General features: G+C 38.0%; 36 protein-coding genes and 1 other RNA gene. 8 read left to right on the forward strand and 29 right to left on the reverse strand.

Annotation, left to right across the window (positions count from 1 at the left end):
* Positions 1 to 132 precede the first annotated feature (132 nt).
* The 22 genes from JJN14_RS06785 to JJN14_RS06895 all read right to left on the reverse strand — a co-directional run bounded on the left by JJN14_RS06785 (position 133) and on the right by JJN14_RS06895 (position 11,009).
* Positions 133 to 348, reverse strand: a complete 216-nt coding sequence (locus JJN14_RS06785) for a hypothetical protein (RefSeq protein WP_201058222.1) — start codon at positions 346 to 348, stop codon at positions 133 to 135.
* Positions 345 to 815 carry a RusA family crossover junction endodeoxyribonuclease gene (locus tag JJN14_RS10140; protein WP_236253677.1) on the reverse strand — a complete coding sequence of 157 codons (471 nt, stop codon included), beginning with the start codon at positions 813 to 815 and terminating at the stop codon, positions 345 to 347. Before JJN14_RS10140 ends, JJN14_RS06785 begins: the two co-directional genes overlap by 4 nt.
* Positions 812 to 967 (reverse strand): DUF7204 family protein, encoded by a 156-nt coding sequence (locus JJN14_RS06800; RefSeq protein ID WP_201058223.1) that lies wholly within the window; start codon positions 965 to 967, stop codon positions 812 to 814. Before JJN14_RS06800 ends, JJN14_RS10140 begins: the two co-directional genes overlap by 4 nt.
* A 300-nt stretch (positions 968 to 1,267) precedes the next feature.
* Entirely contained in the window at positions 1,268 to 2,566 is a 1,299-nt protein-coding gene (locus JJN14_RS06805; protein WP_201059148.1) for a virulence-associated E family protein, read from the reverse strand.
* 41 nt (positions 2,567 to 2,607) lie between these two features.
* A complete protein-coding gene (locus tag JJN14_RS06810) occupies positions 2,608 to 3,429 on the reverse strand; it encodes a bifunctional DNA primase/polymerase (protein ID WP_201058224.1) in 822 nt (273 codons plus the stop codon).
* 18 nt (positions 3,430 to 3,447) lie between these two features.
* Complete coding sequence (locus JJN14_RS06815) at positions 3,448 to 3,978, reverse strand: NUMOD4 domain-containing protein (protein WP_201058225.1); 531 nt, start codon at positions 3,976 to 3,978, stop codon at positions 3,448 to 3,450.
* Between the two features lie 4 nt (positions 3,979 to 3,982).
* Positions 3,983 to 4,231 carry a hypothetical protein gene (locus tag JJN14_RS06820; protein WP_201058226.1) on the reverse strand — a complete coding sequence of 83 codons (249 nt, stop codon included), beginning with the start codon at positions 4,229 to 4,231 and terminating at the stop codon, positions 3,983 to 3,985.
* A 119-nt stretch (positions 4,232 to 4,350) separates the two neighbouring features.
* The gene (locus tag JJN14_RS06825) at positions 4,351 to 4,527 is read right to left on the reverse strand and encodes a hypothetical protein (RefSeq protein WP_191619980.1); all 177 of its coding nucleotides are present in this window, start codon (positions 4,525 to 4,527) and stop codon (positions 4,351 to 4,353) included.
* A 102-nt stretch (positions 4,528 to 4,629) separates the two neighbouring features.
* Complete coding sequence (locus tag JJN14_RS06830) at positions 4,630 to 5,157, reverse strand: hypothetical protein (protein WP_201058227.1); 528 nt, start codon at positions 5,155 to 5,157, stop codon at positions 4,630 to 4,632.
* A 19-nt stretch (positions 5,158 to 5,176) separates the two neighbouring features.
* The gene (locus tag JJN14_RS06835) at positions 5,177 to 5,950 is read right to left on the reverse strand and encodes an AAA family ATPase (protein WP_201058228.1); all 774 of its coding nucleotides are present in this window, start codon (positions 5,948 to 5,950) and stop codon (positions 5,177 to 5,179) included.
* Positions 5,950 to 6,267 carry a hypothetical protein gene (locus tag JJN14_RS06840; RefSeq protein WP_201058229.1) on the reverse strand — a complete coding sequence of 106 codons (318 nt, stop codon included), beginning with the start codon at positions 6,265 to 6,267 and terminating at the stop codon, positions 5,950 to 5,952. The genes JJN14_RS06835 and JJN14_RS06840 overlap by 1 nt, the downstream gene beginning before the upstream one ends.
* Positions 6,268 to 6,283: 16 nt before the next feature.
* Positions 6,284 to 7,477: a DEAD/DEAH box helicase family protein gene (locus JJN14_RS06845; protein WP_201058230.1), complete on the reverse strand. Its 1,194-nt coding sequence runs from the start codon at positions 7,475 to 7,477 to the stop codon at positions 6,284 to 6,286.
* Entirely contained in the window at positions 7,440 to 7,925 is a 486-nt protein-coding gene (locus tag JJN14_RS06850) for a hypothetical protein (RefSeq protein WP_201058231.1), read from the reverse strand. Before JJN14_RS06850 ends, JJN14_RS06845 begins: the two co-directional genes overlap by 38 nt.
* Complete coding sequence (locus tag JJN14_RS06855) at positions 7,925 to 8,284, reverse strand: hypothetical protein (protein WP_201058232.1); 360 nt, start codon at positions 8,282 to 8,284, stop codon at positions 7,925 to 7,927. The genes JJN14_RS06850 and JJN14_RS06855 overlap by 1 nt, the downstream gene beginning before the upstream one ends.
* Positions 8,284 to 8,766 carry a siphovirus Gp157 family protein gene (locus JJN14_RS06860; protein WP_201058233.1) on the reverse strand — a complete coding sequence of 161 codons (483 nt, stop codon included), beginning with the start codon at positions 8,764 to 8,766 and terminating at the stop codon, positions 8,284 to 8,286. The genes JJN14_RS06855 and JJN14_RS06860 overlap by 1 nt, the downstream gene beginning before the upstream one ends.
* Positions 8,759 to 9,481 carry an HNH endonuclease signature motif containing protein gene (locus JJN14_RS06865; protein WP_201059149.1) on the reverse strand — a complete coding sequence of 241 codons (723 nt, stop codon included), beginning with the start codon at positions 9,479 to 9,481 and terminating at the stop codon, positions 8,759 to 8,761. The genes JJN14_RS06860 and JJN14_RS06865 overlap by 8 nt, the downstream gene beginning before the upstream one ends.
* Positions 9,482 to 9,494: 13 nt before the next feature.
* The gene (locus JJN14_RS06870) at positions 9,495 to 9,725 is read right to left on the reverse strand and encodes a hypothetical protein (RefSeq protein ID WP_201058234.1); all 231 of its coding nucleotides are present in this window, start codon (positions 9,723 to 9,725) and stop codon (positions 9,495 to 9,497) included.
* A complete protein-coding gene (locus JJN14_RS06875) occupies positions 9,726 to 10,067 on the reverse strand; it encodes a hypothetical protein (protein ID WP_201058235.1) in 342 nt (113 codons plus the stop codon).
* A 10-nt stretch (positions 10,068 to 10,077) separates the two neighbouring features.
* The gene (locus JJN14_RS06880) at positions 10,078 to 10,269 is read right to left on the reverse strand and encodes a hypothetical protein (RefSeq protein ID WP_201058236.1); all 192 of its coding nucleotides are present in this window, start codon (positions 10,267 to 10,269) and stop codon (positions 10,078 to 10,080) included.
* Positions 10,266 to 10,451 (reverse strand): hypothetical protein, encoded by a 186-nt coding sequence (locus JJN14_RS06885; RefSeq protein ID WP_201058237.1) that lies wholly within the window; start codon positions 10,449 to 10,451, stop codon positions 10,266 to 10,268. The genes JJN14_RS06880 and JJN14_RS06885 overlap by 4 nt, the downstream gene beginning before the upstream one ends.
* 7 nt (positions 10,452 to 10,458) lie before the next feature.
* The gene (locus JJN14_RS06890) at positions 10,459 to 10,737 is read right to left on the reverse strand and encodes a helix-turn-helix domain-containing protein (RefSeq protein ID WP_049542764.1); all 279 of its coding nucleotides are present in this window, start codon (positions 10,735 to 10,737) and stop codon (positions 10,459 to 10,461) included.
* Positions 10,738 to 10,817: 80 nt separating this feature from the next.
* Positions 10,818 to 11,009 (reverse strand): DNA-binding protein, encoded by a 192-nt coding sequence (locus JJN14_RS06895; RefSeq protein WP_201058238.1) that lies wholly within the window; start codon positions 11,007 to 11,009, stop codon positions 10,818 to 10,820.
* Between the two features lie 106 nt (positions 11,010 to 11,115).
* On the opposite strand from JJN14_RS06895, the gene JJN14_RS06900 reads away from it, so the two are divergent.
* Positions 11,116 to 11,775, forward strand: a complete 660-nt coding sequence (locus JJN14_RS06900; protein ID WP_201058239.1) for a DUF4145 domain-containing protein — start codon at positions 11,116 to 11,118, stop codon at positions 11,773 to 11,775.
* Here the strand turns inward: JJN14_RS06900 and JJN14_RS10215 are convergent.
* The gene (locus JJN14_RS10215) at positions 11,747 to 11,869 is read right to left on the reverse strand and encodes a hypothetical protein (RefSeq protein ID WP_265342529.1); all 123 of its coding nucleotides are present in this window, start codon (positions 11,867 to 11,869) and stop codon (positions 11,747 to 11,749) included. The genes JJN14_RS06900 and JJN14_RS10215 overlap by 29 nt on opposite strands.
* Before the next feature lie 296 nt (positions 11,870 to 12,165).
* Between JJN14_RS10215 and JJN14_RS06905 the strand changes: the two genes are divergently transcribed.
* The 5 genes from JJN14_RS06905 (at position 12,166) to JJN14_RS06925 (ending at position 16,052) form a co-directional block, all read left to right on the forward strand.
* A complete protein-coding gene (locus JJN14_RS06905; RefSeq protein ID WP_201058240.1) occupies positions 12,166 to 12,525 on the forward strand; it encodes a helix-turn-helix domain-containing protein in 360 nt (119 codons plus the stop codon).
* A 5-nt stretch (positions 12,526 to 12,530) separates the two neighbouring features.
* Positions 12,531 to 12,911: an ImmA/IrrE family metallo-endopeptidase gene (locus JJN14_RS06910; RefSeq protein WP_201058241.1), complete on the forward strand. Its 381-nt coding sequence runs from the start codon at positions 12,531 to 12,533 to the stop codon at positions 12,909 to 12,911.
* A gap of 13 nt (positions 12,912 to 12,924) precedes the next feature.
* A complete protein-coding gene (locus JJN14_RS06915) occupies positions 12,925 to 13,818 on the forward strand; it encodes a type II toxin-antitoxin system PemK/MazF family toxin (protein WP_201058242.1) in 894 nt (297 codons plus the stop codon).
* Between the two features lie 422 nt (positions 13,819 to 14,240).
* Positions 14,241 to 14,837 carry a CD20-like domain-containing protein gene (locus tag JJN14_RS06920; RefSeq protein ID WP_201058243.1) on the forward strand — a complete coding sequence of 199 codons (597 nt, stop codon included), beginning with the start codon at positions 14,241 to 14,243 and terminating at the stop codon, positions 14,835 to 14,837.
* Between the two features lie 132 nt (positions 14,838 to 14,969).
* Positions 14,970 to 16,052 (forward strand): tyrosine-type recombinase/integrase, encoded by a 1,083-nt coding sequence (locus JJN14_RS06925; protein WP_201058244.1) that lies wholly within the window; start codon positions 14,970 to 14,972, stop codon positions 16,050 to 16,052.
* A 136-nt stretch (positions 16,053 to 16,188) separates the two neighbouring features.
* Here JJN14_RS06925 and ssrA read toward each other — a convergent pair.
* The 4 genes from ssrA to JJN14_RS06945 form a co-directional block, all read right to left on the reverse strand.
* Positions 16,189 to 16,536, reverse strand: a transfer-messenger RNA (tmRNA) gene (ssrA, locus tag JJN14_RS06930).
* 61 nt (positions 16,537 to 16,597) lie between these two features.
* Positions 16,598 to 17,233: an SGNH/GDSL hydrolase family protein gene (locus tag JJN14_RS06935; RefSeq protein WP_201058245.1), complete on the reverse strand. Its 636-nt coding sequence runs from the start codon at positions 17,231 to 17,233 to the stop codon at positions 16,598 to 16,600.
* 1 nt (position 17,234) lies between these two features.
* Positions 17,235 to 18,062 carry an HAD family hydrolase gene (locus JJN14_RS06940; protein WP_201058246.1) on the reverse strand — a complete coding sequence of 276 codons (828 nt, stop codon included), beginning with the start codon at positions 18,060 to 18,062 and terminating at the stop codon, positions 17,235 to 17,237.
* Positions 18,063 to 18,083: 21 nt separating this feature from the next.
* Positions 18,084 to 19,409: a CapA family protein gene (locus JJN14_RS06945; protein WP_201058247.1), complete on the reverse strand. Its 1,326-nt coding sequence runs from the start codon at positions 19,407 to 19,409 to the stop codon at positions 18,084 to 18,086.
* A 279-nt stretch (positions 19,410 to 19,688) separates the two neighbouring features.
* On the opposite strand from JJN14_RS06945, the gene def reads away from it, so the two are divergent.
* Together def and rlmB are read left to right on the forward strand one after the other, a co-directional pair.
* A complete protein-coding gene (def, locus tag JJN14_RS06950) occupies positions 19,689 to 20,300 on the forward strand; it encodes a peptide deformylase (RefSeq protein ID WP_001272956.1) in 612 nt (203 codons plus the stop codon).
* Positions 20,301 to 20,344: 44 nt separating this feature from the next.
* Positions 20,345 to 21,073 (forward strand): 23S rRNA (guanosine(2251)-2'-O)-methyltransferase RlmB, encoded by a 729-nt coding sequence (gene rlmB, locus JJN14_RS06955; RefSeq protein ID WP_045611907.1) that lies wholly within the window; start codon positions 20,345 to 20,347, stop codon positions 21,071 to 21,073.
* A 38-nt stretch (positions 21,074 to 21,111) separates the two neighbouring features.
* On the opposite strand, the gene trxB is transcribed toward rlmB, so the two are convergent.
* Positions 21,112 to 22,023, reverse strand: coding sequence for a thioredoxin-disulfide reductase (gene trxB / locus JJN14_RS06960; RefSeq protein WP_061589820.1), 912 nt, complete (start codon positions 22,021 to 22,023; stop codon positions 21,112 to 21,114).
* 65 nt (positions 22,024 to 22,088) lie between these two features.
* The gene (locus JJN14_RS06965; RefSeq protein WP_000926599.1) at positions 22,089 to 22,313 is read right to left on the reverse strand and encodes a DUF4059 family protein; all 225 of its coding nucleotides are present in this window, start codon (positions 22,311 to 22,313) and stop codon (positions 22,089 to 22,091) included.
* Positions 22,314 to 22,360 lie beyond the last annotated feature (47 nt).

Consider the following 22,360-nt stretch of genomic DNA (forward strand, 5'->3'; position numbering starts at 1 on the left):
GTCTCTTTCCTCGGATCTGCTAAAAGCAAGCGATTTGACACACGGCTTAGATAGTTCCACTATCCTTGTCTCCGTCTGCTCGATTGTGCGTTTCAGTCCATCGATGACTGACTGTTTGCTGTATTCCATGTTTTATCCTGCTTGTTTTTCTAGCCAGCTAAAGAGCAGACCGAACTGCTCCGTCACTAGCTCATCATCATTGTATTGTTTGCAAATTTCACTAATTGACGACGCTGCCCATAGCCAATAAGCATCTGAACCGAAACCGACTTCTTGGCTCTTCTGATTACTGAGCGCCATCCATTCCGGAATGACCCTGCTAAAGAAATCAATATAATTGATTTTCATGGCAATTCCTCAATCTTGATATAAATTCCGACTGTGTCTGCCCAAAACTTTTCTACAATCTCGCTGGCCACTTGTGCATCATCTTGCCAGTATCCAAGTTTCGTCATGCAATCCTTGAGCAACTTCTGTAAATTATCTGTATCCGGCTTTGTGGTCTTGTACTGGCCATTAACTTTATCCCAAACGATACGGCCAGAACCAAAAGAATAGTTGAAGTAGTTCACACCCCAAATGATTTGATTTTTTGAAACTCTAAATAACTCATCAAAATAATCTCTATTTGGAATTTTCCACTCTGGTGTTTTACCATAAAGTCTATTGACACCAATCGGACTGATTTTGTTCCCATAAAATTTTCTTTGTTCTGGACCAGAAAAATATGGTGGATCTACAATAGCTAAATCAAAATAGTTATCAGGATATCTTTTCATGACATCCATACAATCTTCGTTGAGAAATAATTTCAAGTTCTCACCTCATCCATCTTAACTTTATACATTCGATTCCCTCGATACTTGCTTTCTAGCTGAGCCTTGCATTTAGCAGCATCACCCACTTTCTTAAAGAAGTGAGTTTCATCTACCATATTGTCAAAATATAGTGTTACTGTGTATGACATTTTTACCTCTTTTTTCTAAACTGCTACCGTGCTACCGATAAATTCTAAAAAGTAAAAAGTTTTTTTCAAGAATCCCTATTTTATAGGCTTTCTTTATTATTACTATTATTTTATATACTTTTTTTAAAAATATAGGTAGAAGAGTAGCATTATATATAAATATTAAATAAAAGCCAGTAATATCAAGGGGTTAGACTGCTACCGATGTGCTACCGATGTCTCATTTTATCGGTAGAATGCTACCGATCTACCCCCTCAACTGCTACCGATGACTACCGATAATTTTTAAATTGCTACCGATTAGTTTTTTTCCGAATTCTTCACTCTTACGAACCCTTTTGTACTTTTACCTCCTGCCCGGAAAACACTTTTTTTCCAATCAGGATGATTATCCATGATCATGTTAATCTTCGTTGACAGCTTCCTGTCATTCGAATTTCTCATAAATAAGTTGTACATCATTTCACGAGTTGAGACCTTATCTAGTTTTTTGCTTCCAGGATCAAAATCGCTACTATTATCGAAATATTTACTTGTGTATTGATGTTGTTGCTGAATAGACCAGTTTTGCCAATTTTCAGGGACGGGCATATCAAGATATTCAAGCACTTGTAATTCAACTTCATCACGATACATGAACTGTTCACGGTAGATATTCAATTCATCCTCTGTATTTTCATCAAACATCAAATCAGCACCAGCACGATAGATTGTAACGGCTTCGCCCCAAATTTGTTCGATTGTATCAGGTTCGATTTCCATTGGATGTTTCTTTTGCTGCTTGCTATCTGCCATAATCGGGAGAAATCGACGTTCACCGGTTTTGTCCTTCAGGTATTCTGTTTGGTTAGTAGTTCTGGCTAAAATGAAGTTTTTGGCAAACTCTTCTGTGCGTTTCATGTAGGGCTTACGATACCGTAAGCTAGTTTTTGATATAAAGGCTTTCGTTTCAGCAAAGCTCATACGATTACTGGCCACCATTTCGTCATCATTGACGATTAGACTTTTTAACATGATGTCGTAATTATCTTTATTAGAGAAATCTGTTACGGCATCCGTATACCATTCGCCACCCAATTTTTGAAGGAGTGACGTTTTCCCAACTCCTTGTCCACCGACCAGGTCCAGAACATAGTCAAACTTAATGTATGGATCATAAACTTTAGCAACTGCACCAACTAGCCACATTTGAGCAATTTTAGAAATTAAAGGGATATCTTCAGCGCCGAGATATACTTGAAGCATGCGGTCAATCCGATTTCTGCCATCCCACTTTTCAGCTGCTCTCTCCATATACTCAATAACTGGATTGTATGATCTTTCTGAAAAGAAAGTCTCCATGCCATCCAGCATCGCTTGATTCGAGAAAGCAACACCTAATACACTTTCAAAGTAAACTTTTACAACTGAATCAAAATTGGAAGGGAGTTCTCCTTTTTTGAAAAGAGTATTACCAATTTTGATGTCTTTAAGGAGTTCATGTTCCTGAGAGAAATCATTGTGTTTTAAATAAATACTTAGTTGATCATCAGCTTTAAACGCCACAAGTACATTCATCGGGCTATTTGCTTTGATGTCACCTTTTGCATTTGTAATCATTTTATCTTGTGAATTTATACTTACTACATCACCGATTACTCTCACCTCCTATCTTTTTTAATCATACTTTCAACAGTACGCATCACTTCCTTTTCAGTTAAAGGGTTTGGGCTATTTGCATTTGCCAATCTTGCAAGTTGAACAACTACACCATCGTCGACAGCCCGATATAAGAGACCACCTACAAACTTGGCTAATTTGTCATTTCGTCCACCCTCATCACCAAAACCAAGGGCAATTGTTTCAAAGAGATCTGTTGTTTGGGTTCGGTCTCTAGTATGCGAACGTCTAGCTAAGTCCCTAAGACCGTCCTTACCATCATACTTATAGCCGTGAGTTTCGCCATACTGTTTTTTAATAGCATGTATTAATTCTTTGGAAGGAGTAACCATCGTACCACCTTCCTTGGATTTTTCCAGATCCCACTCATACTGTCCTTTTTCTGTTGCTGATGGAGCAACCAAAACATAATTGTTTTCATGGGCCTTGATGTCCACACCAGGTAAAAAACCAATCATCTGCGTTATGGGGGTGTCATCCCTTTTGAAGTAGAAAAGGTGTTTTCCGCCGCTGGCCGTTTTGGCTTGCAACGTTGGTTCAATCAATCCCAGATATTTCCATTTTTTCAAGGACTCAAAACCGTTTGACTTGCCGTGTTTATCAATATCGATGACAAAGAAGTTGGTAGTTTTTAGGGCAATGTTTGCATTAGGGTAGCCATCCCAAAAGTTTTCAATCTCAGCAGGAGTCATGGCAGGCTTATCAGCAAATTCAATCAAAGGCATCTTGTTTTTAGGATTGATTGGAATGACTGAGAATCCTAACTTTTGATACTGTAATGCGTATTCTTTCATTGACGGCATATCTTAACTCCTTATTTCTTAAGATGAAAAAATATCATATCCTTCAATCTTCTTTCCTTGTTTTAATCGGTTACTTATATAACCTGAACAAAAACCGAGATATTCACTAGCTTTGGACAAACTACGAAAATACTGTTTTTCTCCTGTTTCTTGATTAACTAAAGTTACTGCATGGGAAGTCGAAATTAGTTTATTGTCAAAAGCATGATTATTGTTTTCGTAGTATGTCGCCCATTCTAAATTATCAATATGGTTATTTCTTGGATTACCGTCAATATGGTTAATCGTCGGTTTGTTATCAGGATTTTGAATAAAAGCCTCAGCTACTAAACGATGAACTAAGTAGTCTTTACGTCTACCATTTTTCCACAAACTTATTCTTACATCGCGATTAGTCCTAGATTTCTCTTTTAAGATTCGTTGTTTCCAATGACGAATACCATGCCTTTGAGTATATGTTATTTTATCTTTATGGGTTCGTACTCGACCATAGTTTGAAACTTCATAAATTCCCTCATAACCTACAACATCTTTCCAAATTTCTACCATTCTTTCATCCTACTTTTATATTTTTTTTTATTATATCCCTATGCTCAATGGACAAGCTATCTATTCTAAATCTAATCAGATTAAGCAAAGCAAAGTATTGACCGTGAAATGCTATTAAGTCGTGATAAGACCAATAATCTTCAAATTTGGGTTCAATTGATAACCATTCGTGTAATAGATCAAGGCTTTGTCCGATTTCCTCCACATAAGCTAATAATTCTTCGTAACTATCTAAAAGTTCATTTTTTGCCATAATAAAAACACTCCTTTGTATATGTTGAAAAGAAGTGTCTCGCATGATATAATATTTCATGCGGAAACACTTTCTGCAGCGATAGGGTAAAGCTGATGTTTGGCGACAGGGGCTTTATCCTATTTTTTATGTTCAGACTGTAAAAGTTTTATACCTCTAATAATAACATCTGTCTTATTAGTGTTGAGTTTATCAGCTAACGCCTGTAACTCTTCTGCTTCAGATTTAGTTAATCTAATTTCAAGACGAACGTTTTTAGGATTGGAACTTTTAGGCCTTCCTGTTCGTGGGCTCATTCAATCACCTCTTTTCTGCCCGTACAATAAATTATATAACTGTACGGGCAATTTGTCAAGTGTTTTTATTAAGTTTTCAAAGAACGAACATTTTTTTAGTTATCAAAATGGTAAGTCTGAATCCTCAATTTCTTCTACATTTACAGGTTGCATGGTATATTCTTCAAGATCATAGTTGTAACCTGTCGATTTGTCACGTTTGGTGTATTCATCAATAACCAAGAGAAATTTTGTACCGACTGCCTTACGCTTCAAAGCCTCTTCCATAGACTTATTGTCCTCAAGGTCTGCACCACGCATTTTGTCATCTGCTAGTTCAAGAGTTTTTTGGAAAAATTTGACCGTTGTTTCAACCATATTTGTCAAGTCCATCTTCTTACCGTCTTTTACCCAATCAACAAGGGTTCCCATGCCAATGAATTGTGTACGACCGTTGAATGGACTTTCTGGATCACGGACTTCGAAGGCGTAATTGATAGATTCCCATTTGCTATCAGCAATACGGGCCTCAACACTTGTTAACATAACCTGATACTTACCACCGGGAAGATGCTGGTTTCCGTTAACTTTGTCTTTCCGTGGATCATATCCGTTAGCCTTTAATTGTTTTGCAATATCATATAAACTCATGTTTTTTCTCCTCTATTTCTTAAAAAATATCATCTTCGGCAGCTACTTCAACTTTTTCAGGTGCCTCTTTTTTTGTGCTCTTTGTTGATTTGGTAGTTGTCATAGCAACAGCACCGTCAATTGTCTGCAAAATCTTCAAAATTGCTTTATCATCAATCTGATCAGATTTGTAAGTTTTACGTTTGCGGATAACCTCTCGGTTGTAGTTGTTCCCAAGTTTTTCAGTCCGAATCATCAAGTCTGAGTTTCCATTGATGAGGTTGACATATTTTTCACGTAAACTTGGTAAAGTCTTAACTGCTTTTCCGTCGTCATTGTATTCAGTGATTTCACGGCTGATGTAGATAACATTCATTGGCAGAGCTTTAAGATCAATAACCAATTCTGTCAAAGCTTGGTTGAAATAATCATAACCTTTACCGTAGCCGATTTCTGATAGTGACTTAACATCAAATTCACCACATACAGCAATTTTGATCATGTCAATAACATCGTCAATAACATCAACTACTACTGTTTCATAAGTATGTTTCTGTGTTTGAAGAGCCAGTAAGATTTCACTAAGCTGCTCAATCACTGATTTTATGATATGACCGTTCTTGTCCTTTTCGTTGACAAGTTGGATTGCTGGAACACTATTTGCACTAGCGTTTCCATCTGTGTTCAAAATAATTGGGTTGGGAAATTCGTTAGCTAGGTAAGATTTCCCACTCATAGTTGCTCCATAGAAAAAGAAATTTCTTGGAGTATCCACTGGAACTCGTGGTTTATTTACTGGAAGTATAAATGCCATTAGAGAAGCCCTCCAATAATATCCTTAATCATGTCCTCAATTGATGAACGGTCACGCTTGATAGATTCAACTTCTGAGCCATTTGGATAGGTCATTTTGTATTCCGCTTCAACTGCGACAATTTCACAGTCAAAAGCTGTAGCAAGAGCCTTGTAAGTCTTTTTGTTGTCTTCGTATTTTTTACGAGGAAGCTTCAAACAATGTTCCAAACAGCAAAAGTCAGCTGCAAATGCCAAAGAACTTCTGTCCTTGTAAGATTTAAGAAATTCTCCAGTTTTACGGCTACGAAATACGATCATTTTAGTTGTTTTATTCATTTTGTTTCCTCTTTTTTTAACTTTCTTTATAATAAAATTCAATAATATTCACATCATGCTGCTGCCGTGAACCAGTCACGCGCCACAACAATTGACGATAGTCGTCATATTCACCAGAAGACTTATCCACCGGATCCAGCACGACAACCGTTTGATATTTATGCTGCAGACCATCAACCCCCACTCCAAGAACTTGACTGGTAGCAACCACGATTTTCTTATCAAGTCCTTCTTGGATATCGCCCGTCCAGATTCCAATTTCAGGGTGGCGCTCGCGAATGACGTTGACAATCTGCTTAGACTTGCTGACAATCAGCATGTCATGAGGTGCTCTCTCAATCAAACCGTCTAGCTTTAGCATGAGAGGGGTATCAGCGTTAACTGGTTTCAACTTTGGAAAATCAACGGTTACACCAGTTTGATTTAGGTACTGTTCAAAGGTCTTGCGACCAAAGGACTGTTTGGCAATAGCCGTCTTGTCTCCAACAGTGACCAGGTTAAGCTGCCTAAACTCAGCTAATTTCTCAGGGTTTCCAGCTTTAACTGTGACTGGATAGAACTTGGTTTCAAAACCGTTATTTTCAGTGGCATTCTCAATCTTTTCAATGTCTTCCCAGCGGAAGAAGTTCGGCAAGTTTGAGATATAACTTTCATAATTCCTGAAATCTTCCCACTTCTCTTTTGAGTAGCTGAATGGATCATAGACCATTTTCCCATGAGTCTTTTGCCAGTCAAATTTATTATTTGGGGTTGCCCAACCAAATACCGTTTTTTCAAGCGGATAGAAATTTTGTCCTTTTTTCCGGATTGGTGTCGCTGAAAGACCTATCGTGTATTTTCGCTTTATTTTGCGATATAAGGCCACTTGTTTGTCAGATGACATGTTCTGCCATTCGTCTACTATCAGCACATCACAATCTAATTTATGCCCCTTTTTGACTTTATTTTGAAGATATCTATCCGTTTGAATGATAATCTCAACATCTTTATCAAAATTCATAAACTTGACTGCATCAATCCAACCATTCAAGATTGACAATCTGTTGTTTGTGATGATGATTTTCTTAGCCTTTTTATGTTTTGAGATAGCTAGAGCACATATAGTTTTACCCCGACCCCCTAAAGCTTCAAGAAAAATTCCATTTGATAAGTGATCACTTCTTTTGACTGCTTCAGCTTGCCACTTTCTTAACGTTATTGTTATACTCACTCACCACCTTTCCAATATCTTGAATTACTTCTTCAATATCATTTCTCATTGCCCAAAATAATCCAAGTCTTGCTGCCGCTCTGACATCCTGGTGATGGCTTTTCTCGAATTTCCAAAGGCCTAAAATTTTCAAAAGATCGTCTGGAATATCCGACTTATAACCTGCATTGTTTTGCAAGATTGCTTCCTGATAACAAAGCTGGATATAAGCAATGGTGTCAAGTACACTATTATCTTTTGACTTGTCGATATCCCTTACTTTGTATTCCTCGATAATAACGACATCGCACTCAAGACTTTTTCCGATTTCGTGAAACCACTTAGCAAATCCCTTCATACCATAAGGGACCACCCAATAATCAACCAGCTTTGCATTATCCAAGAGTACAATCCCTGTTGTACTGGTTTCAATTTTGTTGCTTGATGGATCAATTGCTAAAATTTTCATCAAACACCAACTTTCTCAGTCAGCACTCCTGGATAAAGGGCAGTGTTAAACCAATTTTGTTTATTTACCTTTGCAAAGGCAAATAGCGCCTTAATTTCTTTTGCTTGTTTTTCGAATTTTCGAATATCTTCCTCTGATTCAAAAATAGGTTTTTCTTTGTATTTAGCGACTGTGACCAGCTTGTACTCCGGAGTAAACACCGGCTTTTCATTTCCCTGATCAAGATTCGTTTCGTCTACTTTCACAAAACGAATCGCAACATCGAATAGAAATCCTTCTGTAACAAGCACTTCGATCGATTCTGGTCCAATCACAACTGCTAGTGAATCCGTTACTCGTGTTTTATTCATCAATTCCATTACTTAATCACCAACTTTTCTGTTCGAATGAGCTCAGCTCCTTTGACTTTCTTGCCAGATTTAAGCAACTCTTTGAGTGTTTTTTTGTCCGGCGCAAGCGTCACTTTTTTTGTAAAATATTTTTTCGGAAGATCGTCTTCATTGACCTTGATTGATTCTGGATTCTTAGTAACTTTTATAATCAGGGCACCACTCTTGACCTCAGTTTGACCTGTGACCTTCATCGCTGTCATAATGTTGTCTTTAACATAATCCAGCTTTTTTTGCGCTGCCTGTTTCTTTGCTTTGAAGCTATCTTCCTCAGCCTTGTACATGGCCACGTCTGCTTCTAGATTCTTGATAACATGGGCATATCCTTCGGCTTTCTGTTCGAATTGCTCTTGCCAATCGATCGCCTCAAGCGTATCCGTTTTTGTTTCGTCATCAATATCCATTTGGTAAATTGCCAGAAACTGACCTGTCAATTCATATAAACTAGCCATTTTTTTCTACCTCTCTAATTTTGTTTGATAGTTTTGTTAGTCCAATACCTGATTTAGTTAAATCAGCGTTGGACGTGAATAAATGATTTTGATTCATTCTAGCTATTTCGTTCTTAGATAAACATGCCAGATTTGAAATATCATAGTTTGTTTTATCGCCGTCCAGAAAAACGATTGAGTACCCTTTTGGTATCGGCCCGTGATGTTCTTCCCACACTTTACGATGTTTCAAAACCCATTGATTAGGTTCTCCAAACTTTTCTTTCGGATAGCCATCTGTTGTGTAGTTGATAGTGCCGACAGGTACATAATTGGGAGGTCTATTACCTTTTTTGAAGTAACCACTATTGGGTGGCCGATTCGGGTACTTCTTCCCCTTATTGTGAGGAGTCTGACCTTTCTCGAATCTTCCCGTCAAACCACTATGTAGATTATTATTTCTCCGATAACTCTTAATCTGTTTCTCAGTTAGTGATAAGCCAAATTTTTGGTTCATTTCATTTGCGACATCACGAGAAATCTTATTTTTTTGGATGGACACAAGGTAGTCGTGTTGCTCCTTAGTCAGCAATTTACCTTGATAAGCTTCACCAACAAGCAAGCCTAAACGTTTACGCACACCGCCTATTTGAGTCTTGTTGTAATTCGTACCAAATTTCTCATTCAGTAACTTAGTTACTTCAGGAGTTAATCGACCAGGGCAAATTTCATGCATGTACTCCGTGTACTCATCCTTCCAGCAAAGCGATCGGGGCATTGACTTCACCTACCTTGTCTTTGAATTTTTCAGCATCTAGCGCCAACTGGCCAGCTTGTAGGATTTGACCCGAGATTGCGACCATCTGTTTTGATCGTTGAAGCTCGGTCTTTAATTCATCAGCAGTAAGATCCCTATCGTCCAATGTTTCCAACTGAGCGAAAAGAGTATTGGTTAAATCTGATAATTTATTTCGAACCATCTACTTCGTCACCTCTTTCATCAATTTATTTGCTTCTTTGATTAGCAAACGCATAACGTTGCTATCAGTTTCTTTCTCTGCTGCTCTTGTCAGCATATCCACCCACTCACGTCTGTTGTCATTCTTCCAATCAACCAACTCAGTGAGTGCCTGTGTATGGTTATAGTAAGGCGAGTAGTCGTATGACTTATCTTCCAAGCGAACGCATCTGCCTGCCTTGATGTCTTTGGCCAGATTTGCACTTACGTTGCTTTTTGTTGTTCCGACAACCTCAGCCACTTCATCATATGAGGCAGCAGGGTGCTCTCTATAATATTCCCTGATTTGTTCAGCTTGAGTCATGTTCTTCTCCTTATTTCAACCCTACAGGTGGCTCTACATCATAAGTAAATTGCTTGTCTGAATTTCTCGGGTTCATCCGTGCGACATTGTTAGCTATTCGCTGGCGCTCTTTCTGCTTCATTTCAGCGTGGTCATCCAGTGTATTCACTAGCGACCACAACCCGATTCCTATGATTATTACAAAGTAAATGTATTCCATCATTTTGCATTTTCCTTTTCTTTATAAATTGCTACAATTTCCTTCAAATCTGCAATTTCTTGATTCGCTTTTTGAAGTTTTTCTTGTGATTCAATTAACGCCTGGTTTAAGTCTAATGCTACGATTCTCCAGTCAGTGTTGATTTCTTTGGATAACCAGTTTTTTAATCTTACTAATAGATTCATTCTTCCCTCACTTTGCTAACTGACTTTGAAAACGTAGTACGTCGTTCATGTCATATAAATATTTACCGCCTTTAGCATTTTGCTGATAGCGGAATTTCCCTGCATCTCTGAAATCTTCAATTTTCTTACGACCCCAACCGGTCTTCTCTTGGACGTCTTTAATTGAAGCCCAGTTCGTTCCTCTTGCCACTCGTAATTTAGCCTCAGTCATAGCTTTCACATTTAACTGGACAAGTTCTTCTAGCAGTTCATTTTTGAAATCTTCCCCAAACAATTCTAAAGCCATTGGCAATTTCCTCCCTTTCGTGATATAATTTGATTAGTTATTTTGATAAGCGCCTGACTTCTGTTAGGTGCTTTTTTATGCTACTCAATTCCATAATCTTCAATAACCTGAAGAATAAAGCTATTCGCTCGTGGTCCTTTTGTTGTCCCACTCAGAATATTTGTTACTTCCTGTCGCTTAAAGCCGTAAGCAACCGCTAAAGTTGTTTTTTTGATTCCTTTCTCTTTCAAGAAAGTATTAATCTTTTCACGACCGTTTGTGATATCTGGCATATACTTCCCTCCTCTCTTTTTTGTACTATTGAAATATTGCGTTACTCTCCTTATCCCCTTTTTTTCTAAATATGGTATAATCAAGAAAAATGATTGGAGAAGTTTTATGGAGTTATCCACTGTTGATCATTACTTCGGCATAATTGGAAGAACTGTAACTATTCAAATTCCTCAAACTTGCCCTTGGTGCGGAATTGGAAATAATCCCACTAACAACGAGGCAGGACATTTAGAAATTCAAGAAGGTCGCATTTTCACTATGCACCATCGTTGTCCATCCTGTAAAAAATACCACATGACAAACCAAGAATGTTTGCATCAAGCTGATAAAACGACCATGGTTCTTGTTTACCCTAACAAAGTCGCTATCAACATAGACCCTCTTTTTATTGAGCACGCTCCTAGATTTGTAGAGTTTTACAGTGAAGCGGTCGAGGCAGAAAAAATGGGACTAGAGAATATCGCAGGAACCGGTTATCGTTCTGCCATTGAATGCTTAATTAAAGATTATGCTTTAGACTTTAAATTAGATAACAAAGAGTATCTATCTAATCCAAAACTATCATTTAATAATGCCATTGACCGGTACATAAAAGATGACGAACTCCTAAAAGGTGCATTGCACTTTATAAGAGAAGTGGGCAATGACTACACCCACTGGGATAAAAGCTCCAGCATCTCTCTTCCTACAATGAAACATTATGTTGAAATTATTATTCAAATCTTTAAGTCTAAATTTATGATGAAGTATCTTCCGGATGCTTGATTCCCAAACGCATTTCAATTTCTGAGATGCGTTTTTCTTGTTCTGCAACCTTCTCGTATAACTCTTCGACAGAGTAAGCGATGATTTTTTCCATAGTTACACCTCCCTCTTCACTTATTTGTAAATAAGAAACAACTAAAAATTTAACTATTTTTTGTGTTATTGCTTGACTTTTTACAATCTATTGTTTAGAATAAAAGCATAAGAAAAAGCACTAATAAAACTATAAATACCGTTCGCCAAAACTTTTTATAATTTATTTCTTAGTTGTTTTTTTAGTTGTAACTTACTTACAAAAACTATTGTAAACTATTGATTGTGTTTTGTCAACAACTTTACACACAAAAGTTTAAATATTTTTTGTCATGTCTTAGAAAGGCTGATAAATCAATGTTTTCTTTGTTTGAAAAAATTAAAGAACTCTGCCAAAAACGAGGAATTTCTATAAATTCCCTCGAAGAAACACTTGGATATAGCAGAAATACAATCTATAGCATGAAAAGTAAAAAACCAAATGCTGAAAGATTACAAGAAATCGCAGACTACTTCAACGTATCTACAGACTACTTACTTGGTCGTACAGATAACCCAAATATTGCCAACTCAAAAGAGCAATTCTTTTTTGAAGGCAAAGAGGTAAATATTGAAGAACTCGCTTCGACTGCTATGCGCTTCAATGGTAAGCCATTATCAGACGAAGATAAAAAAGCAATCCAGAATATTATCGAAATTTATCTACGAAAAGGATAGTCTATATGACTGAAAAAGAACTTGCCTCTAATTTAGGTATCAAAATAGAGGTCTTTGAAGATGTCTTATTTCCTGATGAAGCATTTTATATTCCTGCTTTAAAAACAATGTTCCTTAGCGACGCAATCTCTGAAGATAAGAGGGTACAGGTCGCTCTGCACGAAATAGGACATCGCAACCACTCGACAGATATTTACGAAAATTTCCGTGAGAGATGTGAGTTGGAAGCAAATCGCAACATGATTCATCATCTCATGAAAGCTGAATTGGATATCGCTGAAGATAAGACCGTATTTAATTACTTGGTCTTTATGGAAAAATATAACCTAAAAACCATTGCTGATGAAACGATGGTCAAGGAAGAATATAAGTCGCTAATTGGATAAAGGAGAAAATATCATGGGAAGCAACAGAACTAACCAAGAAATAGCTATATATACTGCAACGATAATACAAGAACTAGAGGATTATATCCACCATCTTCAGAGAATGAACGACGAAGAGAATAAACGAGCCGAAAAAATAGCTCAGTGGGTAGAGAACTGGACAAAATATTTAAAAATAGAACAAACTTTTAATCCAAAGAGTATTCAGGCTTTGAAAAGAGGAAGCATTGTTTATGCAGATTTTGGCTTTAATGTTGGAATGGAGTATGGCGGACTACATTATGCAATAGTTTTGAACAAAGAAGATGCACGTTCAAACCATCTTCTTCATGTACTGCCTTTAACCTCTGTGAAAGAAAAAACTGATATGAGTAATTTGAAATATTTTCAATTCCCAATTGGTAACGAAGTATTTCAATTACTATCAAATAAAGCTTTGCAAAAAGTTAGAGAATTATCTGAAATGTACGACCGTTATTCTAACAAAAACTATGAATTAACGACAAGAGCAAAAGCAATTGATTCTTTAATCAATGAGAATAAAAAACTAATCGAAAACCTTGAGAATTCCTTGCTTTCGAATTCGGATGAATTTTTTGTTAATCAAACACCTACTATTAGAAAGAACATAGAATTTGGACTTTCCGAGGCACTACAAATCAAACAAGAACTCAAAGAAAATGAGAAGTTACTTACAGAACTTAATAAAAAGTTGACATACGCTAAAAAAACCATTACAAAAACACAAAATATGAACAAAGATAGCATTGTTTTATTGAATCAGGTTACAACAATTAGTAAAATGAGACTTTACGATCCCAAAAATAATAATTCAATTTTGAATGGTATTGTACTTTCCGATGATACTATGGAAAAAATTGAAGAAGCACTTAAAAATATTTTTTAAAATTTGAATATTTTTCTTGACTTTTATCATAATTAGGGTTAGAATAGAATCATAAAGTCGCTTGACGACAAAATATATGATACTGTCCCAAGAGGACAATTCTAGCCCTGCTCTTATGAGTAGGGCTTTTAGTTTATTAAAAAGCCCCCATATTCGCCAATAGCAACCATCTTTTTATGGTCTATTGTGCAAGATTGATATTTTTAGAAAATTATATTACAATACAGCTATCAGGAGTTTAGCTCCATAAAGTTTAGGTTTGGATTTTAGATCCATAACGTGATGGTAGCCGTATTTGATACGGCTACTTTTCTTTTTATCTAGCAACTGTTTCCATTTTGGAAATAGTTGGCATGTAAAAAACGGAAATAAAAAATGTGCAACAACTGATTCACACTAAAAGCTGATAGAGAGGTTTCATTATGAAACAAGAACGCAAAGTTTTAGGTATTTTAGCTATTATTTTCGGAGCACTTGCTCTACTTGGCTCATGGATGCCTATTATCAACAATTTTTCATTCATTTTGGCTATTTTGGCTCTTATCTTTGGTTTAATTGGTTTTGCAGTAAACAGAAAAAGACCAAAAACACTAGCTATTATCGGAACTGTTTTATCTGTTGTTTCGATTGCTATCGTGCTTGCAACTCAAGCTATGTATGCTAAATCGCTTGATAAACTTGGTAAAGATGTGGAACAAGCAGTTAGTTCAGCAAGTTCTTCAATCGAATCTTCACAAAAAGAAGAAGATGCTAAATTTAACTGGACAAAAGAGCAGTTTGATGCGCTTGTGACTGGTGATATCGCTAATAGAGGTGCAGGCGGTTCTAAATATGATGATATCGTTAAAGAACACGGTGAGCCGAGCGATACTAACACAAGTACAGTTAATGACCACGAAAACAAAACAATCTCTTACACTTCGATTGGTACTAAATATAAAGCTGTTATCTTGTCATTCGCAAAACAAGATGATGGAACTTTCTTATTGATTACCAAAGTTGGTAACGGTTTGGAATAAAAAAGACAACAAAAAAAATCCCCACGCTCTCAAACTTTGGCGAGTCTGAGCATGAGGATTAGCAGTATAGTAAAAGGCATTAAAAAGCCCTCTTTACTATACCCATTTTATCAAGAAATGAGGTAAAAATCAATGGAAATCAAGTCTTATAAAAAGAAAAACGGAGAGACAGCTTACATGTTCCGTGCCTATATCGGGAAAATTAACGGATATAGTCAATACGCTACTCGCCGTGGTTTTGAAACAAAAGCAAAAGCAAGAGCAGCACTACTTCAGCTTCAGGACGATATTGAGAGTGGTGAGCAAAGCAGGAAAGAAATCACGGTTGAGGAGATTGCGAAAAAATGGCTTAAAGATTATTCTGAAACCGTACAAGACAGCACCTACATCAAGACATCTAGGAACTTCAAGAATCACATCTATCCAGCTTTTGGTAATAGAAAAATAGCTAGTATCACTCCCCTTCAAATGCAAGATCAAGTCAATGAATGGTCTAGAAAATTAGTTTATGGTCGTAAATTGAAGGGATTGATGAATAATATTTTTAAATACGCAATTAGGCATGGATATATTGATACAAATCCAGTTGATAGCGTGATTACTTCGACAAGAAAGAAATCAGATGGCAAAAGCGACTTTTACAACAAAGATGAACTTCAAAAATTCTTAAAACTTGTCTCCAAAACAAAGGATCTAGAGAAAATAACTCTATTCCGTCTTCTGGCCTTCACAGGGGCACGGAAAGGGGAAATTTTAGCTCTTGAATGGAACGACTGGACAGATAATACTCTGGACATAAACAAGGCTATTACAAGAGGTTTTGCAGGCGAAGAGATAGGAAACACCAAAACGGTCAGCAGTAATCGACTAATAAGCTTAGATAAGAAAACAAAAAGCATTTTAAAAAAATGGAAAAAGCAAAATCCAAATACCAAATACATTTTTGAAAATGAATTTAAAAAGCCAATTCCAAGTACATTGCCCAGAAAGTGGCTTATCAAGATTGTGGAAGGTAGCGACCTGCGTCCGATTAAAATCCACGGCTTCAGACATACACATGCCAGCCTTTGTTTTGACGCTGGTATGACTTTGAAGCAAGTCCAACATCGGTTAGGACATTCTGACTTGAAAACAACCATGAACGTTTATACTCACATAACTAAGCAAGCAAAAGATGACATCGGAGAACGCTTTGCGAGTTATATTGATTTTTAAGGAGGTTCGCCTCCTTTTTGTGACTCCTTTTGTGACTCCCTTTTTCGCAAAAGAATGCCAAGGAATACCAAAGACAAAAATAAAAAACGTTGATTTAACAACGTTTTACCAAGGAATGCAAAAGAATGCAAAGGAATAATGGAGCCGGTGGGAGTCGAACCCACGTCCAAACATCTGCTAACATATTTGTCTACAACCATAGGTTATGTATTCGTTTAACAGTCCCTCGACACATAACTCAAGCCTAGAAACCGCGAGTCTATCAATCTCTTATCAAGCCGCTAGACAAGACTTAATCGTATCTCGCTAATAATAAGACCTGTCATTGAACACGAGCAATCCAAATCGGGTCACGCCTGCTGGTTTTTAGGCAGCTAGAGCGTAAGAAGTGTTATTTTTTGCAGTTATATTTAACTGAGCGTTTACGTCGCCACACGAGTCGCAAAATATGCCTCATAATGCCTGTCGAATCCGTAACGACCCCAAAAGACAATAAAACCATTATACCTTATCTAACACAAAAATGCAAAAAGGAAAGCAATTAACTACAAAAGATAGTCTTTCAAAGATTTTGTCAAAACCTGATAACCAGCAACACTAAGGTGCAACCCATCAGTTGTATAATCTTTTTTGAGTTGACCTGCCTGGTCTGTCAAACTATCAAAAACTGGCACAAATTCTACCTGCATATAGGCAGAAGCAAGCTCTTGATAGGCTTGATTCCATTTCTGAATTTTTTCATTCGTGCGGATATAGACTGTCTGCTTGTACTCCTCTCCCTCATCGACTGGCAAAATAGAAAGCAATTTTATCTCTGTCAGTGGGTAATCGCGAGCAATAGACTGTATGATAGCTTCGAGATTATTGAGAGTCTCATTCACAGGCACATCTTTTCCGATATCATTTGTCCCAATCAGAAGGACAATTTTATCTACCGCTCCACCGTAAAGATGCGCATCTAGATTCTCTAGTAACAGCCCTGTCTGATAACCTCGAATGCCTCGATTGACAATCGTCTTTGCAGTCCCAAATAGTTCCTGTAGAGGATAATATTCGACAATGGAATCCCCAATAAAGAGAATATCGGGCTCTAGAACAGAAACTTGATTTAGGTGACGATACTTGGTTTGGATTTTTTCTTGTTCCTTTAGTAACCAATTTTCTAATAACTGTACTGCCACTTCATTCTCCTTTTTCTAACCAGTTTTCCAAGATTTGATAAACTCCTCCTTGGCTATTGGCTGGCGCTAGAGCAGTAGCCACAGCTTTGGCTTTATCATCAGCATTTTCCATCGCATAGGCAATTCCAGCCATTTCAAGCATTTCAACATCATTTTCACTGTCACCAAAAGCCATGATTTGTTGGGAGGTCAAGTCCCAGCGCTTGAGTAATTCTTCCAAGCCCCATGCTTTATGAATTCCAGCTTGAAGGATATCAATGCAACCATAGCCACTCGATACAGCACGAACACGGCCATCAAAGAGGTCATTGATTTCTTCCAAGACCGAACTCAAACGTTCCTCACCAACAACCATACTCATCTTGAGCACACCACCAAAGAGGTCAGAGGTTAATTCGTCCACAAATTGCATCCGTTGGTAGAATTTTTCAATCATTTCTGAAGTCATAAAACTTTCAAGGTCTGTAAAAATCGTACCTTCCTTGACGAAACCACCCTTCATAGCCGTCACAACAAACTGGTCCTGACACGCTCGACCCTTGAAATGAGCCAAAGCCTTATCGACAATGGCATCATCCCAAGTCTGTGCCTGAATCAATTCATTGTTTTCAAAAATACGAGCACCGTTTGCAACAACCAGAACCACTCGATCGACCAAGTGCTCCAGTAGTTGCCTCATGCGGTGAATTTCATTCCCAGTCGCGATGACAAAACGAATACCCCTTTGATCCAACTGATCTAAAATCTTTTCCAAGCGTGGGAGATCAAGCTGGCCTCTAGCATCCAGCAAGGTCCCATCCATATCTGTCGCAATTACTTTAATCGTCATTTACTTTCCTCTGGATTTAAGCTAGTCCCACTTCAATCCCACATGTTCGTTCATTTCTTTATAGGCTGTATCAATTCGCTCCTTAGTCGCTTCATCTAACTGGTCACGATGGCTACCACCCTCGATAAAGTCTTCTAAGATATAGGTTTGGTAATGATATAGGGGATATCCTTCTGGTGAAAAAGTTCCTTTTGGTGTTCGATTGACCCAAGTAGGATGAGCTTTAGCTGTTTCAATAGTTGTTTGTCCATCTTTTTTCTTGACAGTTACATCCATAAGAACACCACGCTCTGTCCACTTAGCATTGTCTACACCAGTCATTGTTTCAATACGTTGGTTAGAAATGAAGTTCCCCATTGAATAGATAATGAGTTTCTTGTCTCCATCTTTTTCAACAATCTCAGATGGTTCAACTACGTGTGGATGGCCTCCAAAGATAATATCCGCTCCCCAATCAATCATCTTGTGGTACAAAGCCTTTTGCTCTTCAGTCGGTTCTATTCGATACTCAACACCCATCTGAGGCATGATAACAGTAATATCCGCTTCCTTCTCTGCACGCTCAATTTCAGCCTTCATCTTATCTTCGTTTAGGTCTGAAAGATAGCGGTTATAATCTTCTTGAGAAATACTTTGCTCAATTCCATTAAATCCATAAGAATAAGCCAAAAGTGCAACCTTGATACCGTTCACTTCCTTGATAACGAGCGGAGCTTGATCACGTGACTCGTGCGTATAAACTCCAATAGGTGTCATTCCTGCCTTTTCAATTGCATCTGCCGTTGAAATGACTCCTTCAATTTGCGAATCTAAAACATGATTATGGGCTAAATCTAAAACATGATACCCAGCATCTTTAATAGCATCCATTACTTGACCAGGAGCATTAAATAAAGGATAGCCAGCTAGATAATGATCTTTATTAATGGTCCCTTCAAAATCACCTATTGCCAAATCTGCCTGCTTAAGCCAAGGAGTTACGTATTCAAAATTCTCATGAAAATCATAGCTGCCATCTTCCTTTTTAGCTGACATATAGATAATATCATGGTAAAGTAAATCTCCATGGGCCATAATACGAGCACTTGTTTCTTCTTCCTGATCTTTAGATTTTTGATTTGTCTTATTTGCTTCTTTAGAAATGGCATCCTTTTTTTGACTGGTCAAGGGGATTCCTTGGAAACTTTCAAACAGCAAGACCAAGCCCATTGATAAAGCAACTGCTAGCAAGAGTATCGCCACAAACCCCTTATTACTCCACTTACGATAACGTCTAAAAAAGTTGACCAAACCTTTCACAAAGCGAAAAACTGGTCCACGTTTATGTCTATCTTGTCTTCTTTGCATCTCCATTCTCCCTACTTTCTAATGCAAGCCTTTTCTTTTTATTATATCACAGATAAGTAATTCTTTCACAATTGATACTCTTCGAAAATCAAATTCAAACCACGTCAGCGTCGCCTTACCGTACTCAAGTACAGCCTGCGGCTAGCTTCCTAGTTTGCTCTTTGATTTTCATTGAGTATGAATTGAACTTCTATCTATTTTCTATAAATCCTAAAGGCTGTAATGCTTTCATTCCTTGTCATTTTGTGATATCATGTAGAGGTAATGAAAGGAGAGAAAATGTCTGCAATAGAACGTATTACAAAAGCTGCTCACTTAATTGATATGAACGATATTATCCGCGAAGGGAATCCTACTCTACGCGCAGTTGCTGAGGAAGTCACTTTCCCCTTGTCTGACCAGGAAATCATCCTAGGCGAAAAGATGATGCAATTCCTGAAACATTCCCAAGATCCTGTCATGGCTGAAAAGATGGGACTCCGCGGTGGGGTTGGACTTGCTGCTCCTCAATTAGATATCTCAAAACGTATTATCGCTGTTTTGGTGCCAAACATTGTCGAAGAAGGCGAAACTCCACAGGAAGCCTACGACTTGCAAGCCATTATGTACAATCCAAAAATCGTCTCTCACTCTGTTCAAGACGCTGCTCTTGGTGAAGGAGAAGGCTGCCTCTCTGTTGACCGCAACGTGCCTGGCTATGTAGTTCGCCATGCCCGCGTTACTGTTGACTACTTTGACAAGGATGGAGAAAAACACCGTATCAAGCTCAAAGGCTACAACTCCATCGTTGTTCAGCATGAAATTGACCACATCAACGGTATCATGTTTTACGATCGCATCAATGAAAAAGACCCATTTGCAGTTAAAGATGGTTTACTGATTCTGGAATAAAGAAAATCCCGTTGCAAGACGGGGTTTTGTGTTATAATAGAGGCATGAAAACAAATGATATTGTCTATGGCGTCCACGCCGTTACCGAAGCTCTCCTTGCAAACACAGGAAACAAACTTTACCTCCAAGAAGATCTCCGAGGTAAGAATGTTGAGAAAGTCAAGGAACTAGCTACAGAAAAGAAGGTCTCCATTTCTTGGACCTCAAAAAAATCCCTCTCTGAGATGACTGAAGGTGCTGTCCACCAAGGTTTTGTTCTACGAGTGTCCGAATTTGCCTATAGTGAGCTGGACCAAATCCTTGCCAAAACACGCCAAGAAGAAAATCCTTTGCTATTAATTCTGGATGGCTTAACCGACCCTCACAACTTAGGCTCCATCTTAAGAACAGCCGATGCGACCAATGTTTCAGGAGTCATCATTCCCAAGCACCGTGCTGTCGGAGTTACTCCTGTCGTTGCCAAAACAGCCACAGGTGCTATTGAGCACGTTCCAATTGCTCGAGTGACCAATCTGAGCCAAACTCTAGACAAACTCAAGGATGAAGGATTCTGGACCTTTGGAACAGATATGAATGGGACTCCTTGCCACAAGTGGAATACAAAAGGGAAAATTGCCCTCATCATCGGAAATGAAGGAAAAGGCATCTCTAGCAACATCAAAAAACAGGTTGATGAGATGATTACCATTCCGATGAATGGACATGTTCAAAGTCTCAATGCCAGTGTTGCTGCAGCCATTCTCATGTACGAAGTTTTTCGAAATAGACTATAAAAAAGTTTCCAGTCATCTGATTGGAAACTTTTTTATGATTAACTATGTTCGGTGATAAACTTATAAGCTTCTTGACCAGCGATAGCTCCATCTCCAACTGCTGTTGTTACTTGGCGAAGGTCTTTCAAGCGAACATCTCCAACGGCAAAGATACCATCAACCGCAGTTTTCATGTGGTTATCTGTCACAATCCAGCCAGCCTGATTTTGGATATTCAATCCTTTAACAAAATCGCTAAGAGGGTCCAAACCAACATAGATAAAGACGCCACCGAAGGCTTGTTCTGTCACTTGACCTGTTTTCACATTTTCAAAAACGACAGATTCTACTCGGTTTTCGCCCTTGATTTCCTTCACTACAGAATCCCAGATAAAGCTGATTTTCTCATTCGCAAAGGCGCGGTCTTGTAAAACTTTTTGAGCACGAAGTTGGTCACGACGATGAACAATGGTAACAGTCTTAGCAAAACGAGTCAAGAAGAGGGCTTCTTCAACAGCTGAATCTCCGCCACCAACTACCAACAAATCTTGGTCACGGAAGAAAGCACCATCACACACGGCACAGTAAGAAACACCACGACTGTTCAGTTCTTCTTCTCCAGGTACTCCCAAAGGACGGTGTTTTGAACCAGTCGCTACGATAACTGTACGTGTTTCGTATGTTTGGTCATCAGTCATCACTTTCTTAAAATCACCATGGTCTTCGACATTTTCAACATAACCATAAATATGCTCAACACCAAGATTTTCAAGTGGTTCAAACATCTTTTCAGCCAATTCAGGTCCACTAATATTAGCGTATCCTGGGTAATTTTCGATATCCGATGTATTATTCATCTGACCACCTGGCAGACCACCTTCAATCAAGGCTACTTTGAGATTGCTTCGAGCAGCATACAAGGCTGCAGTCATTCCTGCAGGACCAGCACCGATAATAATAGTATCGTACATATAGATTCCTTCTTTCTTGTTGTAACTATCTTTATTCTAACTCTTTCTTGTCAATGAAGCAAGGATTATGCCTTGAAAACAAGAATTAAACTCATAACCGCAAAGGATAATACTGGAACAACCAAGACCCCAATCATAATCATATCATAGAGATGGGCTTGGCGAGCCTTAGCAGTCTTATCAACTCCCGACATGGCTCTCAGTCCAATCCAAATCCCTAAAAAAATCAGGACGAGGATGGTGGTCAAGATCAAACTCTCGAAATATAAAGAAAATAGTTGCAGTAGCATGATTTCTCTCATTTCTATCTTTTTTAAAGAGTAAACTCAGCTAGTCC

This window comes from Streptococcus mitis (genome assembly GCF_016658865.1).
Taxonomy (GTDB): domain Bacteria; phylum Bacillota; class Bacilli; order Lactobacillales; family Streptococcaceae; genus Streptococcus; species Streptococcus mitis_BT.

Coding starts and splice junctions, on each gene's coding strand:
- JJN14_RS06800 (WP_201058223.1), bottom strand. CDS start 967: ATGTCATACACAGTAACACTATATTTTGACAATATGGTAGATGAAACT.
- JJN14_RS06815 (WP_201058225.1), bottom strand. CDS start 3,978: ATGGTAGAAATTTGGAAAGATGTTGTAGGTTATGAGGGAATTTATGAA.
- rlmB (WP_045611907.1), top strand. CDS start 20,345: ATGAAAACAAATGATATTGTCTATGGCGTCCACGCCGTTACCGAAGCT.
- JJN14_RS06840 (WP_201058229.1), bottom strand. CDS start 6,267: ATGAATAAAACAACTAAAATGATCGTATTTCGTAGCCGTAAAACTGGA.
- JJN14_RS06855 (WP_201058232.1), bottom strand. CDS start 8,284: ATGGAATTGATGAATAAAACACGAGTAACGGATTCACTAGCAGTTGTG.
- JJN14_RS06900 (WP_201058239.1), top strand. CDS start 11,116: ATGGAGTTATCCACTGTTGATCATTACTTCGGCATAATTGGAAGAACT.
- JJN14_RS06880 (WP_201058236.1), bottom strand. CDS start 10,269: ATGATGGAATACATTTACTTTGTAATAATCATAGGAATCGGGTTGTGG.
- JJN14_RS06835 (WP_201058228.1), bottom strand. CDS start 5,950: ATGGCATTTATACTTCCAGTAAATAAACCACGAGTTCCAGTGGATACT.
- JJN14_RS06895 (WP_201058238.1), bottom strand. CDS start 11,009: ATGCCAGATATCACAAACGGTCGTGAAAAGATTAATACTTTCTTGAAA.
- JJN14_RS06925 (WP_201058244.1), top strand. CDS start 14,970: ATGGAAATCAAGTCTTATAAAAAGAAAAACGGAGAGACAGCTTACATG.
- JJN14_RS06915 (WP_201058242.1), top strand. CDS start 12,925: ATGGGAAGCAACAGAACTAACCAAGAAATAGCTATATATACTGCAACG.
- JJN14_RS06875 (WP_201058235.1), bottom strand. CDS start 10,067: ATGACTCAAGCTGAACAAATCAGGGAATATTATAGAGAGCACCCTGCT.
- JJN14_RS06890 (WP_049542764.1), bottom strand. CDS start 10,737: ATGGCTTTAGAATTGTTTGGGGAAGATTTCAAAAATGAACTGCTAGAA.
- JJN14_RS06870 (WP_201058234.1), bottom strand. CDS start 9,725: ATGGTTCGAAATAAATTATCAGATTTAACCAATACTCTTTTCGCTCAG.
- JJN14_RS06830 (WP_201058227.1), bottom strand. CDS start 5,157: ATGAGTTTATATGATATTGCAAAACAATTAAAGGCTAACGGATATGAT.
- JJN14_RS06865 (WP_201059149.1), bottom strand. CDS start 9,481: ATGCATGAAATTTGCCCTGGTCGATTAACTCCTGAAGTAACTAAGTTA.
- JJN14_RS06810 (WP_201058224.1), bottom strand. CDS start 3,429: ATGCCGTCAATGAAAGAATACGCATTACAGTATCAAAAGTTAGGATTC.
- JJN14_RS06885 (WP_201058237.1), bottom strand. CDS start 10,451: ATGAATCTATTAGTAAGATTAAAAAACTGGTTATCCAAAGAAATCAAC.
- JJN14_RS06805 (WP_201059148.1), bottom strand. CDS start 2,566: ATGATTACAAATGCAAAAGGTGACATCAAAGCAAATAGCCCGATGAAT.
- JJN14_RS06910 (WP_201058241.1), top strand. CDS start 12,531: ATGACTGAAAAAGAACTTGCCTCTAATTTAGGTATCAAAATAGAGGTC.
- JJN14_RS06945 (WP_201058247.1), bottom strand. CDS start 19,409: ATGCAAAGAAGACAAGATAGACATAAACGTGGACCAGTTTTTCGCTTT.
- JJN14_RS06825 (WP_191619980.1), bottom strand. CDS start 4,527: ATGAGCCCACGAACAGGAAGGCCTAAAAGTTCCAATCCTAAAAACGTT.
- trxB (WP_061589820.1), bottom strand. CDS start 22,023: ATGTACGATACTATTATTATCGGTGCTGGTCCTGCAGGAATGACTGCA.
- JJN14_RS06785 (WP_201058222.1), bottom strand. CDS start 348: ATGAAAATCAATTATATTGATTTCTTTAGCAGGGTCATTCCGGAATGG.
- JJN14_RS10215 (WP_265342529.1), bottom strand. CDS start 11,869: ATGGAAAAAATCATCGCTTACTCTGTCGAAGAGTTATACGAGAAGGTT.
- JJN14_RS06905 (WP_201058240.1), top strand. CDS start 12,166: ATGTTTTCTTTGTTTGAAAAAATTAAAGAACTCTGCCAAAAACGAGGA.
- JJN14_RS06860 (WP_201058233.1), bottom strand. CDS start 8,766: ATGGCTAGTTTATATGAATTGACAGGTCAGTTTCTGGCAATTTACCAA.
- JJN14_RS06850 (WP_201058231.1), bottom strand. CDS start 7,925: ATGAAAATTTTAGCAATTGATCCATCAAGCAACAAAATTGAAACCAGT.
- JJN14_RS06820 (WP_201058226.1), bottom strand. CDS start 4,231: ATGGCAAAAAATGAACTTTTAGATAGTTACGAAGAATTATTAGCTTAT.
- JJN14_RS06940 (WP_201058246.1), bottom strand. CDS start 18,062: ATGACGATTAAAGTAATTGCGACAGATATGGATGGGACCTTGCTGGAT.
- def (WP_001272956.1), top strand. CDS start 19,689: ATGTCTGCAATAGAACGTATTACAAAAGCTGCTCACTTAATTGATATG.
- JJN14_RS06965 (WP_000926599.1), bottom strand. CDS start 22,313: ATGCTACTGCAACTATTTTCTTTATATTTCGAGAGTTTGATCTTGACC.
- JJN14_RS06920 (WP_201058243.1), top strand. CDS start 14,241: ATGAAACAAGAACGCAAAGTTTTAGGTATTTTAGCTATTATTTTCGGA.